Source organism: Nostoc sp. CmiVER01, from assembly GCF_034531135.2.
GTDB lineage: Bacteria > Cyanobacteriota > Cyanobacteriia > Cyanobacteriales > Nostocaceae > Nostoc.
The window spans coordinates 176,398-191,085 of the sequence record NZ_JAVRBU020000002.1; the positions used below are offsets into that span (position 1 = coordinate 176,398).

Sequence of the window (14,688 nt, forward strand, 5' to 3'; positions counted from 1 at the left end):
TCCAAAATAAAAGCTATGCCAGACACCCAAATCTCTGCCATTATCTGTACCCACAATCGAGATACCTATTTAGGGGCTGCAATTGATAGTCTTTTAGCGCAGGATTTTCCTGCTGACTTTGAAATTGTAGTAGTTGATAATGGGTCTAGCGATCGCACCCGTGAGGTTGTAGAACAAAGGGCCCACAATCCGCGCTTGAAATATATATTTGAACCTACCATTGGTTTATCTGTCGCCCGCAACACGGGTGCAAAAATAGCTACTGGTGATATTCTTGCTTATCTCGATGACGATGCCGTTGCTAGTAAGGGCTGGCTACAAGTTTTATATTTTGCCTATTACAATAATTCTAAATTAGCGATCGCAGGTGGCAAAGTCACTCTCATCTGGCCTCCAGGAATTCAACAACCACGGTGGCTATCTCCCGGATTAGCTGCAAATCTAGGTGCATACGATTTGGGTGACAGTATCATCTACATCGAGCAACCTGGCTTAACACCCAGAGGCTTAAATTACTCCATCCGCCGCAGTTTTTTAGAAGAAATTGGCGGTTTTGATCCTCATCTCGGCCGAGTGGGAAAAAATTTATTATCAAATGAAGAACTGCAAATGACCGAATTTGCCCTACAGCGTAATTGGCAAGTCGCTTATCTTCCCGAAGCACTGGTTGCTCACAATGTTGCTCCAGAACGCCTCCAACGCTCCTGGTTTTTAAACCGGGGCTGGTGGCAGGGTATCAGTGAATGCTATCGAGAACAACTCGTTGGTAAAGCTGGAATTGCTCAATTACAGCGAGGTAGCGAACGGTTTGTGCGCGGCTTGTATAAGGCATTGCAATATTTTTCTGATCCAGCAGAACGGTTTGACAAACTTGTATATGCTTACGGTCAGATTGGGTACTTAAATGCTGCTATTCAAGGTCTTTTATCCAGAGCAAATAAGAAATAAAAAAGAATTCAGAATTTAAAATTCAGAATGCTTTACTCCTAACTCCTGTACAGACGCGATTAATCGCGTCTCTACTTATAACTCCTAACTCCCAAATATATGTCATCTAAAATACCAGTTTCTGTATTAATTCCGGCAAAAAATGAACAAGCAAACTTACCTGCTTGCCTTGCTAGCCTCAGCAGAGCAGATGAGATATTTGTAGTAGATTCTCAAAGTACTGATAACAGCATTGAAATTGCTAACAGTCATGGTGTAAATGTCGTACAATTCAACTTCAATGGACGCTGGCCCAAAAAGAAAAATTGGTCTTTAGACAATCTACCTTTTCGTAACGAATGGGTGCTAATTGTAGATTGCGATGAGCGTATTCCTCCTGAACTTTGGGAAGAAATTGAGCAAGCAATTCAAAACAAGGAATATACAGGTTATTACCTAAATCGCCGCGTATTTTTCTTAGGAAAATGGATTCGTTATGGCGGGAAATATCCCGATTGGAATCTACGTTTATTTCAACATAAAAAAGGTCGTTACGAAAATCTACATACAGAAGATATTCCCAATACTGGTGATAACGAAGTACACGAACATGTGATTTTGCAGGGTAAAGTTGGGTATCTCAAAAATGATATGCTCCACGAAGACTTCCGCGACCTTTATCACTGGTTAGAACGACACAACCGCTATTCTAACTGGGAAGCCAGCGTTTATTTTAATATTCTCACAGGTAAAGATGATAGCGGCACTATCGGCGCGAATCTATTTGGTGACGCAGTGCAACGCAAGCGCTTTTTGAAAAAAGTTTGGGTACACCTGCCATTTAAACCCATTTTACGATTTGTTTTATTTTATATTATTCAACGCGGTTTTTTGGATGGCAAAGCCGGATATATCTATGCACGTTTGCTGAGTCAATATGAATATCAAATTGGTGTTAAACTCTACGAATTACGCAACTGTGGTGGTCACTTAAATACTGCAACTACCTCGAAGGAGGGAGCAGAGGGGCAGGGGAGCAGGGGAGCAGAGGGAGAGCTATTGACCATTGACTCTTGACTATGACAATTTTAGATTTTTAATTTTTAATTTTGGATTGAAGGAAAAATTTAAAATCTAAAATCTAAAATCTAAAATCCAAATTTTAATTTTGAATTGAAGGAAAAATCTAAAATCCAAAATTGAATGACTAATGACCCTTTCGTAGATTTACGCAAATACGACCAATCCTGGTTTGATCGGGGGCGCCCAGGTTGGTATATTTTGTTATGGTGGCTTGTGCAAGCGATCGCCTTTCCCCTGACTCCTCAACCGTTAAATATTCTGCGTTGTGCTTTGCTACGACTATTTGGCGCTCGTATCGGTAAAGGCGTATTAATTCGACCCACTGCCCGCTTCACCTACCCTTGGAAAGTTACGATTGGCAACTACAGTTGGATTGGAGATAACGTAGTTTTATATAGCCTCGATCAGATCCTCATCGGTGAACACTGCGTAATTTCGCAAAAAAGCTACCTCTGTACTGGTAGTCATGATATCCAAGACCCCGCCTTTGGGTTGAAAACAGCGAGTATCACCATTGACAATGGTGCATGGGTAGCCGCAGATTGTTTTGTCGGGCCGGGAGTGAAAATCGGCGCTAATGCTGTGATTGGCGCTCGCAGTAGTGTTTTTACTAATATGCCTGCTGGGCAGGTTTGTTGGGGAAGCCCCTGTTGTTCCAAGACAGTTCGGATAAAACTTGATCCCTCCACAACCCCATGATTTGATGGATAAACAACATAGTAAGGTAGCACAGCTAGCTGTGCTACCTTTGTTTTCTATTTATATAGCGGTTCCTAATCTTTAAAATAAATTTAATAATAGACCTCTTGGTATTTGTGCTTTTTGCACTCTTGGGGAAAAGGGTTCATGTTAAAGGGGAAAAGGACGATACAGAACTTTTTCCCCTTCCCCCCGCCCCTTATCCCCAGAGGGGGCCCCACCTTCCCCTTTTCCCGACTTATGCAAGAAGTCTAATATGCAAGTATGAATTTTAACAAAAATATCATTCTAATAGTTGATGATACTCATATTCACTTAAAAGTATTAATACAAAGTAGAGTTAGTCATTTGTGATTAGTGAATGCAGATGCCCAAGCAAAATTGTAAGCAGCAGTGGTAATATATTTTTACGGCTGCTCTAATCCTTGCTATTGATGAACAAATTACTGGATGAAACGCTGTCAATCAAAATTGCTGAAAGTATAAACAGCAGAGCTAGCACTCCGTTTGATAATGCTTATAAAGCAGCATTATCCACTGAGGGAGCAAGATATATTCAGGGATTTTTAGCTTTTGCAGGGAAACCATACAGACCGATTGAACACGGTTGGATTGAGGTAGGCAACGGTTCCGATGTCCGTATTGTCGATCCTACATTACCGTACCTAAACAAAAATCCTCAAGAACTTTGGTATTTTGCAGCACAAAGGCTGAGTGTTAAAAAACTGAAAGCCATCATTGAAGAATCTAAAGAAGATTATCCAGAAGATGATCCATTGCCAATCTATGGCGATCCACCTTATGAATATTACGGTGATGTAATGTTGGGTGGTCAAGACTATCTAGCAGCATATCAAGCCGCAGAGGCTAAATGCCGAGAAATCAGCGAACTAAACCCTGAGAGTAACTAAGAAGAGTCTATTAAATAATTCATAATTACGAATTATTTAATATGATTTACTGTCACTGCCAAAGTATTCCCTATAGCTGCAAATTTTTTCTCCACGCACATCAAAAGAAACTGCTACCCGATTTTTGTAAGGCTGTCCAAACAAAAGTCCTTCATCCCGAAACTCAAAGACAGCCGTTGTTTCATTGCTAGTAACACGGTCTAGACTAGTCAGGTTCAACCCAGGACTGAATGATTCAGAAACGTATTGGAAAAATTCTCTAGCTCTCTCTTTTCCCACATTCAAACCGTGGAATTTTCCCATTGGGAACCAAAGGGTAAAATCTTCTGTGAGCATATCTAAAAATGGTTCCCACTCTCCTGTTGCCATACCATGCGTTAGATTCTCAAATGCCTGTTGAGCAACTTTTAAAGTATTTTCTGAATTTTGTGTCATTCTCACCCCCGACCGGATATAAACTAATACCATGTTACTTAAAACCTCACCACCACTTTGCCACAATTCTGACCACTGAGAAGATATTCTACAGCGTCGGGTATAGATTCTATGCCTTGAAACTGTGTTGGGTCAACGGCAACTTTAAGTTTGTCTGTGTAGAACAGGTTTAAAAGGCGATCGCGTGCTTCTGGCATATATTCTTTATAATGAGGCATCAGAAAACCTCTCACAGAAGCAGCTTTCCAAAATAGCTGGTGATAAATGCGTGATTGTGTAATTTGCTCTACATTATTTGCGTATTCGGAGATAAAACCAACCACTACTAAACGTCCGCGCACTGCCAAGTTTTCAACACAAGTATCAAATACTGCTTTGCCTACACACTCAAAAATTAGATTAATCCCATTGGGGTATTCTTGTTTGAGAACTTGATTGAGGTTTTCTGTGCGATAGTTGATAATGCGATCGCACCCTAATTCCTTTAATAAATCTGCCTTCGCCTCAGAACTGCAAGTACCAATGACATGATTCCCGGCTAACTTTGCCAATTGCACCGCAATATGACCGGTTCCTCCTGCTGCTGCTGTTACTAGAACGACTTCATTACTTTTCATCTCTCCCACTTGTTCCAATGCAACCAAAGCTGATATACCTGTAGGTATTAGTGTTAGCACCTCTGGCGTTGCTTCCCGCACCTTCACCGCTAAGTTTGCATCGATAAGCTGATATTCTCGATAACCGCCACCACGCACCGTAGTTATTACAGCATCACCTATTTGAAAATCTTTAACATTTTCACCTACAGCAACAACTTTTCCCACAGCTTCCACGCCCAAGTCAAAGGGAGGAATCAAGTTAACATAGGGAACTCCACCACGACAAAGTAAGGTGTCAAAGCCACCGTTAACGCCAGCAAATTTGTTTTGAATTAAAAGTTCACTAGACGCAGGTTTAGAAATAGGAACTTCTACAATTTCAATGGCAGATTTAAAATCTTGATTAAGTTGTTTTGCTATTAACTTTTTATAAGTTTTTGCGTTCATTTACTCATCTTATTTAAATATAAATGAGGGAGTTTTAGTTGAAAGTATAACGCACCATTAAAAATCTAAGGTGCATTATACTAAGCTTATAAAGCTTTATCCCACTCTAATTGATGAGCTAAACCATACTTGATAAAATCTTCTTCTTTAGCTTTATCGCTTTTACTAAAAACACCTAAGCTGTAAGGATTATCTTGCATACGTTGCGTAACTTGCTCTTTTTCAAATCGGATAACTTCATCTCTAGGTTTATCGGGTTTAAAAAAATCTACAACCAAGACGGTTCTATCATAATTAGTGTAATTGTGTGGACAATGTGGATAACTGTGATCTAAAACCAGGAATTTTCCTTCATGCCAATAAAGTTGCTCATGGCATATTTTCATAGCCACATCTCCCTTTGGGACGATTAATCCTAAATAGCCACGATTCATGTGAGGATTATAGTTTACATGCAGTTTGATATCTAAGCCTGGATGGAATGTTCCAAAATACACATTTCTGATGATTCCTTCATCGCTAAAGTTGACTTTTTCTATTACTTTAGCCAAACTCGGAAAATATTTTTCTCTTAATATAAGTGCTTTTTGTGATGCGTCATCTGGGCCATAGTCAGGATATTGTATTTGATGCGCTTGAATATATTTATCAATAAACATACCTTGAAATAAAATCCCAAAAGCACTGTATTTTGCATCACCTTTGGTTTTAATTGTTTGACTTTTAGGCCCCAAAATATCATAAGTTGACTTTAACTCGTCATCAGATGCATTCTTAAAAAAACATATAAACTCATCTCTAATCACTTGCCAGTTATCTTCAAAACTTTTGAGGAAAGCAAATTCTTTTGGGTCTATATGATATTCATTAAACCTTTCCATTGTCTTTTCTCCTGAAGATGATTTCATAAAAAACCGTTATATAATGATGAAATTTGGTCTTCGTCCCAATTCGATGTTGGAATTCCTGACTAAACTCATTTTAGTGTGAGGTCTACTGTGTCTGAAACTCCCGTATTAGATAAAATTATCAAAAATGTGCGGGTAGTTCGTCCCCATCAGGATGCAATCGAACTACTTGATTTAGGCATTAAGGATGGAAAGTTTGCTCAGATTGCCTCTAATATTAGCCCAGACACAGGTAAAGAGGTATTTGATGGCAAAAACCTACTAGGCTTTCCTGGGGTCGTAGATGCCCACATGCACATCGGTATCTATCAACCTTTGGATAAAGATGCTGTAACTGAAAGCAAAGCAGCAGCAATGGGAGGTGTGACAACCAGCTTAAATTATATCCGTACAGGGCAGTATTATCTTAACAAAGGCGGCTCCTACCGCGATTTTTTTCCAGAGGTCTTGGCGTTATCCGCAGGTAATTTTTTTGTAGATTACAGATATCACATCGCACCTATAGCTAGCCAGCATATTGACGAAATACCTTTATTATTTGAAGAACACGGTGTTTCTTCGTTTAAAATCTTCATGTTTTATGGCGGATATGGGTTGCATGGTTTGTCAGACCAGCAAAACCTCTTTTTGATGATTAATAAAGAGGAACGGTACGATTTCGCCCATTTTGAATTTATTATGCGTGGTCTAACTCGCTTGATGGAAGCACATCCAGAAGCGCGAGATATTATCAGCTTGAGTTTGCATTGCGAAGTTGCAGAAATTCTCAACGCCTACACCAAAATAGTTGAAAACGATTCTAGTCTTAGCGGATTACACGCTTACAGTGCAGCACGTCCACCTCATTCCGAAGGGTTAGCAATTTGCATTGCTTCTTATTTGGCGCATGAGACTAACTGTGCAAATATCAATTTGCTGCACCTGAGTTCGCGTAAAGCAATGGAAGCAGCTTTGACTATGCAAACTGCTTTTCCTCATATCAATTTTCGGCGAGAAGTTACTATCGGACATTTACTATTAGATGTCGATACTCCCAATACAATTTGGGCAAAAGTCAACCCTCCTATTCGTCCCCGTGCTGATGTGGAATACTTATGGCAAGCAGTACTCAACAATCAAGTAGATTGGATAGTTAGCGACCACGCTTGCTGTTCTGCTGAACAAAAAAGAAGTGCTAAAGACCCGAATAATATTTGGTTAGCGAAGTCTGGTTTTGGCGGGACAGAATATTTACTTTCTGGTGTATTTAGTGAAGGTAGCAAGCGGGGGATGTCTTACAACCAGATGGCTAAGTTGTTATCTTGGAACCCATCGCGGCGTTTTGGTTTGTTAGAAAAAGGCGATATTGCAATTGGCTATGATGCTGACTTGGTGCTGGTAAATTCCAATGAAAGCTTTGTAGTATGCGCTGCTGAGTCGGAGTCACAACAAGGTTACACACCTTTTGAAGGAGTGGAGTTAACTGGAAGGGTAAAAAGTACTTTTTTGCGCGGAAATTTGATTTACAACAATGGACAGGTTATAGGTTCACCTATTGGGCGGTATTTAAAAAGACCTTCTAGAATGCCCACATAGAAACCTTGCTGGTTACAAACTATATGTTAATTAGTATGGATATGACAAGACTGTTCCAACTTGTGATAAATCTCTATCAACTCTGACAAAGAACAAACCGCCATCATCTGTTCTATGCCAAGGAGAGGTCATAAAACTAGGGCCATAAGCAAAATAATCTTTTACAAATCGGTGATCTCCAATATCACAGTATCCAGCTAGGCAATACCCTTCCTCGTTATAACATTGAATCATTGGGGACTTACCATCATAATGTGGCAAGATAGCAAGCAGCCAGACTCCACCTCCGTTACTATTCTTCCTTAGCCACTTCTTATTTGCTTGTACAAATTGAACTGTATCTGTATTGCCCCACGGTAGCAATTTGCTATCTAATGCTGGGATGAAGCCACTTAACTTAGCATCTGGATGATTATTTAGTGCATATTTATACTTGAGAGAACCGTTTTCCATCCAGAGGATTTCCGCTTCCTCATCACCTAGTACTTTCCAAGGGCCTACTCTTACTCCTGCAGGGATAAAGGAGTAGCCATGCTTGCTTAATCGCCACTCTCCTACTTGGATTGCACCCCTAAGCATGAAAATCTCTAAATCAGAAGTAAAAAAGCCAGACGGTGCTTCAAATTGCCGTGGTATTACAACTCTTGAGGTTGATGCACCACTGTCATGCCAAGTAAGTAATCGACGGCTTCCAGCTACTACATTCTCTGGCATTCCACTGACTCGCCAACCGTGTTCTTCTGGTAGGGTATTTGTATCAAAGAATTGGTATTGGCGAGGTACATACTCTTTCGAGATCGCTGTGTGTCTTCCTGATAAATTCATGCGCCCTCTGCCATCTCCACCCCAATCCTCTTTTACAGATGCTACGTGCAAAAAATCATCAGTTTGGTTTTCTTCTGCGGAATTAAAGTTTATATTTTCTTCGCCCACGACTTCGCATTCTCCTAGTTATATGCTTTTCTTTAGGCATTCAATTTTATATTGTGTTGGCTGGATTTTCCTCCAAAAATTAAATTGTTAATTTAGCAAATTACCTTTTCTATGCTATGGTTTGTAACCATTCAATCAGGGGTCTTAAAGTTCCTGGCAATGCTGCCTCACTAACAATCACTGTATGCTGCTTGCCGTTATCTTCTACTGTTAACTTATACTGAAAGCGATCGCTCTGAGGATTTGGCGAGGTAATATGTTCAGGTAGCCTAAATAAATCAGCAACTTCCACCAGTCGGACAAGTGTGCTGGCTTCATTTGGCGGGAGAGTATTTGTATCAACGCTTGTTTTCTTAGTAATCCCAGCAAAGCCGCCTGTGCGTTCAAAGGATATCTGCATTTTTCTGCTCTCCATTGTGCTACCTGGTTGGGAAAATACAAGTACTGGGAGATGATAGTTTTCACCTCCCGGTTTAGCAATAACAAATAGTACATCTAAAAGTTAGAAGTTAAAATAAAACTCCTAATTCTAAACAACTCCTACATTTTGCCAAGCATTCTGTACAGCTTTTTGCTCATCACTGTCATTACCGTAGACTTCGCCTGCAACTTTAATGGTGACGTCGGCAGCTTTTTTAAAATCTGCTTTGGCATTTAAGCGATCGCGTAAAGCAATATACCAGATTTTGCCTACTGTTTCCCAAGCATAACCACCAATCTCAACAGCCGCTAGATAAAAGGCATGGTTAGGAATTCCTGAGTTGATATGCACCCCGCCGTTATCATCAGTACCAGTATATTTATCTTTTATATGGGCTGGTTGCGGATCTTTACCCAATAATGGGTCATTGTATGCTGTTCCTGGTGCTTTTAGCGATCGCAGGGCAACACCTTTAACTGTGGGTATCAACAGACCTTCGCCAATCAGCCAATCTGCCTCTTGTGCAGTCTGATTTTTGCTCTTTTGTTTTACTAGGGAACCGAAGACATCAGAAAACGATTCATTCAGTGCCCCAGGTTCGCCATAATACTGTAAACCCGCTTCATGCTGGGTTATACCATGAACTAGTTCATGCCCAATAACATCTATTGACTTGGTGAAGCATTGAAACATTTCTCCGTCGCCATCACCATAAACCATTTGGTCACCGTTCCAAAAGGCGTTGTCATATTTTTCCCCATAATGCACGGTGGAGTCTAAGCGTAGTCCTTTGTCGTCGATGGAATTGCGATCAAATATCTCATAAAACAATTCATAAGTAGTACCAGCAGCATCGTAGGCTTCATTAACTGCTTCATCACTGCTGGGAGGATCTCCCTCACCACGCACTAGTGTACCAGGAAGTTGCTGGCCATATTTTGCATCGTAGATAGTGCGCCGCTTTATACCCGGAGAAGGTGCAAAGGAGACATTACCTATTACATCTCTCCGTCCACGAAGCTGTGCCGAAATATTTAATGTATGAAAAGCCCAACTACGCTGCTGGGAGTTGCCATTTACAACGATATTTTCCAGGATATGGGGCGGGATAATACAACAAATAGGGCATCTAGAGTTAAGTGAATGCTCAGAATTGAACCCAGCTGATTTTTTATTTCGAGCCATCCAAGATATTCTCCTTTTCAAACAGGTATATGGTACATCGGTGGGAGAAACATTTAGTATTAAAATATATGGACTAAAATATACTTTTTCAAAAACAACGTACAATGTTATTGAGAGGCTTGCTAAATTCGTGATAGTGAGGATAACTCTGTGGGATTGGGGTTTGAATGGCATGAAAAAAAAGCCAAAGAAAACCTCAAGAAGCATGGAATTAGCTTTGAGGAAGCAAAAACTGTATTCAATGACCCGTTTTCGATTACTATCACTGATCCTGACCACTCAATTGAGGAAGAACGATACATTGATATTGGTCTTTCTGTACGAGGAGAGTTACTCGTTGTAGTTTATACAGAACGTCAATCTAATATTCGCATTATCAGTTGCCGCCAAGCCACAAAAGCAGAACGGAGAGTTTATGAACAAAGTTAATTCTGAGCAGCCTGATATCACGGATAACGATATGCTTCTAGAGTACGATTTCACTGATGGTGTTCGTGGAAAGCATTACCAAGCTTATCGGCGTGGACATACTATTACCATTCATCAAGCTGATGAGACAACTGTTGTACAGCACTTTACCCTTGAAGATGGGGCCGTAATGCTTGATCCCGATGTACAGGAATATTTTCCTAATGGAGAAGCTGTCAATCAGGCTTTACGTACATTGATTAGTCTGTTCCCGAAAAATAACGAATCCATTACACCTCAATCTGTTGAATAATCTGCATTGTCTCCACGCTGACGGTGCAGACTCTTTGTAGTAAATCTATTACCTGTTCTTTGTAGTCAGCAAAGCTATATGTATTGAATTTTTCAGCAATAGTAGGGTCTTTAGGTTTCTTTTCTTTGTATTGATCTAAAATCCATTCTAAAGCACAACGGTTGCCAAGACGATATTCCCAAGCAATTTGGGGAACACCTTCTAAAGTTGTGACATCATCTAAAATTATGGTTCCTTTCGTTATATCAGCTTTGAGTTTTGCCTTTGGTGTTCTATTTGTAGCGAGAGGTAAATCAATTCGTTTTAAAGGATAGGGTTGGACAGTTTCATAATTGATGTGCAAATCCATCAACTGTTTACCCCAGTTAACCCATTGGTGAAAGTCATCATAGAAGGGTATGCGGGGAAATTCTTGTTTTAGTTTGAGTTCGTATTTGGTGCGATAGGCGGGATTGTGCAGGACAGCGTAGGTGTAGTGAAAAATATCTAATTTGCTAATTGTCGAGTTATTGTAACGGGTTTGGAATTGTGCCAATCCCCAATCAGTGATGTTGTCCATGCGGTTCCCTTTTTTGTCGTATCGATAGAGTGATAATCCTTGAGTACCTCTTGAACCTAAACCAGCATCAAACAGACAATCTGTAGCTTGAACAACAAAAGGAACTTGTTGATGAACCGTTAAACAGATAGTCAAGTTTTTTTGATCACATTTTTTACCAAATAATTGAGTATGAATAGAGGTTAATCTATCACTAAAAATAAAGTCTGTATAGTAAAAAGTTTTGAAATATGGGCGGTAATTTGCTGAAACTATATTCTCTTTATTAAATATTACTTTTTTTATATTATTAGCATTAGATTTTAAAGATTCACTCCATTTAATAGAATAATCTAAAAAAGTATTAGCTTGTTGTGAAGACCAACTATTTTTAGTAATATCCTGTATTTGCTGATTGTAAATATTAGATAATAATTCTATTTTAAAACTTAAATCATTTAGGTTTAAATCATAAACCCATTCATCTCTATTAGTAGAAACTCCAAAAGAAAATAATTTGAATACTGCTTTCGCCTCATGCTCAAGATTAGTAGCTTTAGTTTCCTTATCAGCTAATGGTATTAAGTTATAAAAATCACCATAATTAAGATTCATCCAATTATTGGTATTATCAGGCGTAATATGTTCAAAACAAATTGTACTAAATTGATTACTTGCTATGAAATTCAATTTTTCATCAGCAGTTTCAAATTCTCCTCTTCGGGTATAAAATATTTTACACCGATTACTATCATTAACCTCTTATATGCTTTATAGAAATTCTCATAAAGCACTTTTAAAAACTTCTGCTTTTCATGATGATTGTAAATATTTGCAGCAGTTCTTCTAATGACTCCATAGTAGCGTTCAATAGTACCAAGAGTATTCTTTTTGGTGCTACCTGTAAAAAATGTATCGATGATAGTTTTTAATTCACGAGCAATATTATTTTCTCGATGAAACTGAGATTAATTGAAGATGCTGATAAAGATATCTTCAGTTAAAATATACTGAATCATCATTTCTCTAACATCCAGCAAAGTGACTTCAGGATTAATTGATTCTTTGCAGATACCCCAAAATTTAGCCCTTGCTGTTTGAAAAGCTGCGTTTGTTTCGATTTGGCTATCAATTAAATCACGCAAAGCATTTAAAACAGTCGGTAAATCTTCCTTAAAAGTTTCAATCGCCTGACGAAAATCTTTAACTTCAGGGCGAACATAATTAATAAAATATGTAATTATTCCATCCAGCGCGTCGGCATCTTTCATCGGGACACGCATAGTTTCTTGTACACCCTGAATTAAAACTGCTGTTTGCGAGTCTTCAAACAGAATGTTACTGTCTGGGTAGCCTTTTATTAGCTTTTTCTCAATCTCTTGATCTAAATTGTCATACTCATCCTTACTTTCCCAATAGCCCCAATCCAAACGCAAAGCATCTTTAACAGTGCCATCTGGATAAACAAGTTTGCCGCTAGGTGTTTTATAATCTAGTTCAGGAATAAGTCTAAATTCTCTAGGTTTGCAATATTCATTAACTAAGTTTTGAAATGCAACCCGAATCGATGTTTCTTTACGTGAACCGCCATACTGGATAATTCTTTCTACTTCTGTGTGATATTGGCTAACCAGAAGTTTGGACATACTTTATCAAATTTTTATAATTTTCTAACCTGACCAATTTAGCTGCTATGCCACTTAGCCACCTCAGAATATATAACGAAGAAAAATTAAAGTTATTTTGGGATGTCCGTAAAAACTAAGAGACGTTATTAATTGCGTCTCTGCAAAAGATATCTTTATAAATGCACTGACAACTTTAATAGTGTTGAGTTGTCCTACTACTATATCTGTAACCACAATCTACTTAGTTAAACGATCGCTCTCGCATTTAGGCTTAAATAAACTAAAGTAATTAGTTCAACAATCAGCTGTCTTTTCACTAACCTCCATTTTCCATCAGTTGCCAACTTGACATCAAATGCACTAAGCTAGCTCTAGCGCAAGGGGCTTCGCGCTGACTCTGTTTGGTTGGGCAAAAAATGGATTTTAGTCAAACTTTAATTGCAAAAAGTGATGCCATTCTCGATCAATGGGTAGAAGCTGTTTACCAAGATGAACAAATTGAAGCTACTAATGAACTTACTTTCAAAGCTGTACGGGATAGCTTACCCAGCGTTTTGAAAGCATTAGCAACAGTACTTTCTGAATCTGAAACGAGCGATTTGCAAACAGTAGTAGATGCAAGTTTAGAACACGGCACACTCCGCGCCCAACAGGGATTTGAACCAGCTGAAATTGCGCGAGAGTATCGTTTACTCCGGTTTGTAATTTTTTCCTTTTTAGAAGAAGATTTATTACAAGGATCTGCACAAGATGTGTTAAGGGCTGTTCGCCTAATTGATACAGTAATTGATGAAGCGATCGCGCGTTGCTTTAACAGTTATACTCAAGGACGATTACAAGAGCTTAAACAACTCCAAAGTCAATTGCGCTTGACTAACCAAGAACTAACTCGTTTGGTTCGCGCTAATAAAGATAGTCTCTCTCATTTAGCTCATGAACTGAAAACCCCCCTCACCTCAATTATCGGTTACGCAGACTTATTTTTGCGCCAGCAGCGTCAACAATCAGAACTCAAAGACAGCTATGCAAATCTTGAAAGTATCGAGCGAGTTCTTAAGAGTGGTAGACTGCTTGTCCGGTTAATCAACGATACTCTGGAAATTTCGCGCTATGATGCCGGACAGATGAAATTGCACCCTACTCTAAGCGATGTGCTTAGTTTAATCAACTTTATTTTAGAAATGGTTGAGCCATTAGCGCGTGCTAAAGAATTATCCTTAGTTGTTGAATGCGAACGCGCTCCAAGTCAAGTGATCACAGATCCGCTTCGGCTTCAGCAAATTCTGACAAATCTGCTGAGTAATGCAATTCGCTACACAGAATCTGGCTCAATTCATTTGGAGTGCTGGACGGTATCTCAACAGCAATGGGCTATCTCTGTTACTGATACTGGTATTGGTATTTCTTTAGATGCTCAAGCACAAATCTTCAATCCTTATTTTCGGGAAGTGACTGTTCCCCAAGTGCAAAGTTCTGATGGTACAGGATTAGGTTTAGCAATAGTCTCTCGATTGGTTCAGTTAATGGATGGTGAAATTAAAGTAGATTCACAGCTAGGAAAAGGGTCTACATTTACAGTAATTTTGCCATTAGAAACCATCGCTTACGATTAGGGCTGATTATTTCAAGGAAATTTGAAAATGAAATCGCAACTTAAATTGGTGCGTTACACTGCGTT

The 14,688-nt window shown here is 39.2% G+C and carries 16 protein-coding genes; 8 read left to right on the forward strand and 8 right to left on the reverse strand.

Annotated elements, in window-relative coordinates:
* The first annotated feature begins 15 nt into the window (after nt 1-15).
* The 4 genes from RMZ43_RS03435 (at nt 16) to RMZ43_RS03450 (ending at nt 3,620) form a co-directional block, all read left to right on the forward strand.
* Complete coding sequence (locus RMZ43_RS03435) at nt 16-948, forward strand: glycosyltransferase (protein ID WP_322647420.1); 933 nt, start codon at nt 16-18, stop codon at nt 946-948.
* A gap of 99 nt (nt 949-1,047) precedes the next feature.
* On the forward strand, nt 1,048-2,004 hold the full coding sequence (locus tag RMZ43_RS03440) for a glycosyltransferase family 2 protein (protein WP_322647421.1): 957 nt from the start codon (nt 1,048-1,050) through the stop codon (nt 2,002-2,004).
* Nucleotides 2,005-2,130: 126 nt separating this feature from the next.
* Nucleotides 2,131-2,709, forward strand: coding sequence for a hormogonium polysaccharide biosynthesis acetyltransferase HpsU (hpsU, locus tag RMZ43_RS03445; protein ID WP_322654637.1), 579 nt, complete (start codon nt 2,131-2,133; stop codon nt 2,707-2,709).
* Between the two features lie 434 nt (nt 2,710-3,143).
* Complete coding sequence (locus RMZ43_RS03450; RefSeq protein ID WP_322647423.1) at nt 3,144-3,620, forward strand: hypothetical protein; 477 nt, start codon at nt 3,144-3,146, stop codon at nt 3,618-3,620.
* 36 nt (nt 3,621-3,656) lie between these two features.
* Here the strand turns inward: RMZ43_RS03450 and RMZ43_RS03455 are convergent, their stop codons facing one another.
* From RMZ43_RS03455 to RMZ43_RS03465, 3 genes are all read right to left on the reverse strand, one after another.
* Nucleotides 3,657-4,055 carry a nuclear transport factor 2 family protein gene (locus RMZ43_RS03455; RefSeq protein WP_322647424.1) on the reverse strand — a complete coding sequence of 133 codons (399 nt, stop codon included), beginning with the start codon at nt 4,053-4,055 and terminating at the stop codon, nt 3,657-3,659.
* 38 nt (nt 4,056-4,093) lie between these two features.
* Nucleotides 4,094-5,101 (reverse strand): quinone oxidoreductase family protein, encoded by a 1,008-nt coding sequence (locus tag RMZ43_RS03460; RefSeq protein WP_322654636.1) that lies wholly within the window; start codon nt 5,099-5,101, stop codon nt 4,094-4,096.
* Nucleotides 5,102-5,187: 86 nt separating this feature from the next.
* Entirely contained in the window at nt 5,188-5,982 is a 795-nt protein-coding gene (locus RMZ43_RS03465; protein ID WP_322647621.1) for an aspartyl/asparaginyl beta-hydroxylase domain-containing protein, read from the reverse strand.
* A 117-nt stretch (nt 5,983-6,099) separates the two neighbouring features.
* Between RMZ43_RS03465 and RMZ43_RS03470 the strand changes: the two genes are divergently transcribed.
* Nucleotides 6,100-7,584 (forward strand): amidohydrolase family protein, encoded by a 1,485-nt coding sequence (locus tag RMZ43_RS03470; protein ID WP_322647426.1) that lies wholly within the window; start codon nt 6,100-6,102, stop codon nt 7,582-7,584.
* A 30-nt stretch (nt 7,585-7,614) separates the two neighbouring features.
* Here RMZ43_RS03470 and RMZ43_RS03475 read toward each other — a convergent pair whose 3' ends face one another.
* The 3 genes from RMZ43_RS03475 to RMZ43_RS03485 all read right to left on the reverse strand — a co-directional run bounded on the left by RMZ43_RS03475 (nt 7,615) and on the right by RMZ43_RS03485 (nt 10,123).
* Nucleotides 7,615-8,517, reverse strand: a complete 903-nt coding sequence (locus tag RMZ43_RS03475) for a DUF4437 domain-containing protein (protein ID WP_322647427.1) — start codon at nt 8,515-8,517, stop codon at nt 7,615-7,617.
* A 109-nt stretch (nt 8,518-8,626) separates the two neighbouring features.
* Complete coding sequence (locus tag RMZ43_RS03480) at nt 8,627-8,917, reverse strand: protealysin inhibitor emfourin (protein WP_322647428.1); 291 nt, start codon at nt 8,915-8,917, stop codon at nt 8,627-8,629.
* Between the two features lie 129 nt (nt 8,918-9,046).
* The gene (locus tag RMZ43_RS03485; RefSeq protein ID WP_322654635.1) at nt 9,047-10,123 is read right to left on the reverse strand and encodes a M4 family metallopeptidase; all 1,077 of its coding nucleotides are present in this window, start codon (nt 10,121-10,123) and stop codon (nt 9,047-9,049) included.
* Nucleotides 10,124-10,273: 150 nt separating this feature from the next.
* Here RMZ43_RS03485 and RMZ43_RS03490 point away from each other — a divergent pair, with 150 nt between their 5' ends.
* Together RMZ43_RS03490 and RMZ43_RS03495 are read left to right on the forward strand one after the other, a co-directional pair.
* Nucleotides 10,274-10,552: a BrnT family toxin gene (locus RMZ43_RS03490; protein ID WP_416212454.1), complete on the forward strand. Its 279-nt coding sequence runs from the start codon at nt 10,274-10,276 to the stop codon at nt 10,550-10,552.
* Nucleotides 10,539-10,844: a hypothetical protein gene (locus tag RMZ43_RS03495; protein ID WP_322654634.1), complete on the forward strand. Its 306-nt coding sequence runs from the start codon at nt 10,539-10,541 to the stop codon at nt 10,842-10,844. Before RMZ43_RS03490 ends, RMZ43_RS03495 begins: the two co-directional genes overlap by 14 nt.
* On the opposite strand, the gene RMZ43_RS03500 is transcribed toward RMZ43_RS03495, so the two are convergent.
* Nucleotides 10,822-11,997, reverse strand: a complete 1,176-nt coding sequence (locus RMZ43_RS03500) for a type ISP restriction/modification enzyme (protein ID WP_322654633.1) — start codon at nt 11,995-11,997, stop codon at nt 10,822-10,824. The two genes, RMZ43_RS03495 and RMZ43_RS03500, sit on opposite strands and share 23 nt — an antisense overlap.
* A gap of 353 nt (nt 11,998-12,350) precedes the next feature.
* Nucleotides 12,351-13,028, reverse strand: coding sequence for a hypothetical protein (locus tag RMZ43_RS03505; protein ID WP_322654632.1), 678 nt, complete (start codon nt 13,026-13,028; stop codon nt 12,351-12,353).
* Between the two features lie 398 nt (nt 13,029-13,426).
* Here RMZ43_RS03505 and RMZ43_RS03510 point away from each other — a divergent pair, with 398 nt between their 5' ends.
* Complete coding sequence (locus tag RMZ43_RS03510; RefSeq protein ID WP_322654631.1) at nt 13,427-14,623, forward strand: HAMP domain-containing sensor histidine kinase; 1,197 nt, start codon at nt 13,427-13,429, stop codon at nt 14,621-14,623.
* Nucleotides 14,624-14,688 lie beyond the last annotated feature (65 nt).

Coding starts and splice junctions, on each gene's coding strand:
- RMZ43_RS03465 (WP_322647621.1), bottom strand. CDS start 5,982: ATGGAAAGGTTTAATGAATATCATATAGACCCAAAAGAATTTGCTTTC.
- RMZ43_RS03440 (WP_322647421.1), top strand. CDS start 1,048: ATGTCATCTAAAATACCAGTTTCTGTATTAATTCCGGCAAAAAATGAA.
- RMZ43_RS03505 (WP_322654632.1), bottom strand. CDS start 13,028: ATGTCCAAACTTCTGGTTAGCCAATATCACACAGAAGTAGAAAGAATT.
- RMZ43_RS03485 (WP_322654635.1), bottom strand. CDS start 10,123: ATGGCTCGAAATAAAAAATCAGCTGGGTTCAATTCTGAGCATTCACTT.
- RMZ43_RS03460 (WP_322654636.1), bottom strand. CDS start 5,101: ATGAACGCAAAAACTTATAAAAAGTTAATAGCAAAACAACTTAATCAA.
- RMZ43_RS03495 (WP_322654634.1), top strand. CDS start 10,539: ATGAACAAAGTTAATTCTGAGCAGCCTGATATCACGGATAACGATATG.
- RMZ43_RS03510 (WP_322654631.1), top strand. CDS start 13,427: ATGGATTTTAGTCAAACTTTAATTGCAAAAAGTGATGCCATTCTCGAT.
- RMZ43_RS03435 (WP_322647420.1), top strand. CDS start 16: ATGCCAGACACCCAAATCTCTGCCATTATCTGTACCCACAATCGAGAT.
- RMZ43_RS03500 (WP_322654633.1), bottom strand. CDS start 11,997: ATGAATCTTAATTATGGTGATTTTTATAACTTAATACCATTAGCTGAT.
- RMZ43_RS03450 (WP_322647423.1), top strand. CDS start 3,144: ATGAACAAATTACTGGATGAAACGCTGTCAATCAAAATTGCTGAAAGT.
- RMZ43_RS03480 (WP_322647428.1), bottom strand. CDS start 8,917: ATGCAGATATCCTTTGAACGCACAGGCGGCTTTGCTGGGATTACTAAG.
- hpsU (WP_322654637.1), top strand. CDS start 2,131: ATGACTAATGACCCTTTCGTAGATTTACGCAAATACGACCAATCCTGG.
- RMZ43_RS03455 (WP_322647424.1), bottom strand. CDS start 4,055: ATGACACAAAATTCAGAAAATACTTTAAAAGTTGCTCAACAGGCATTT.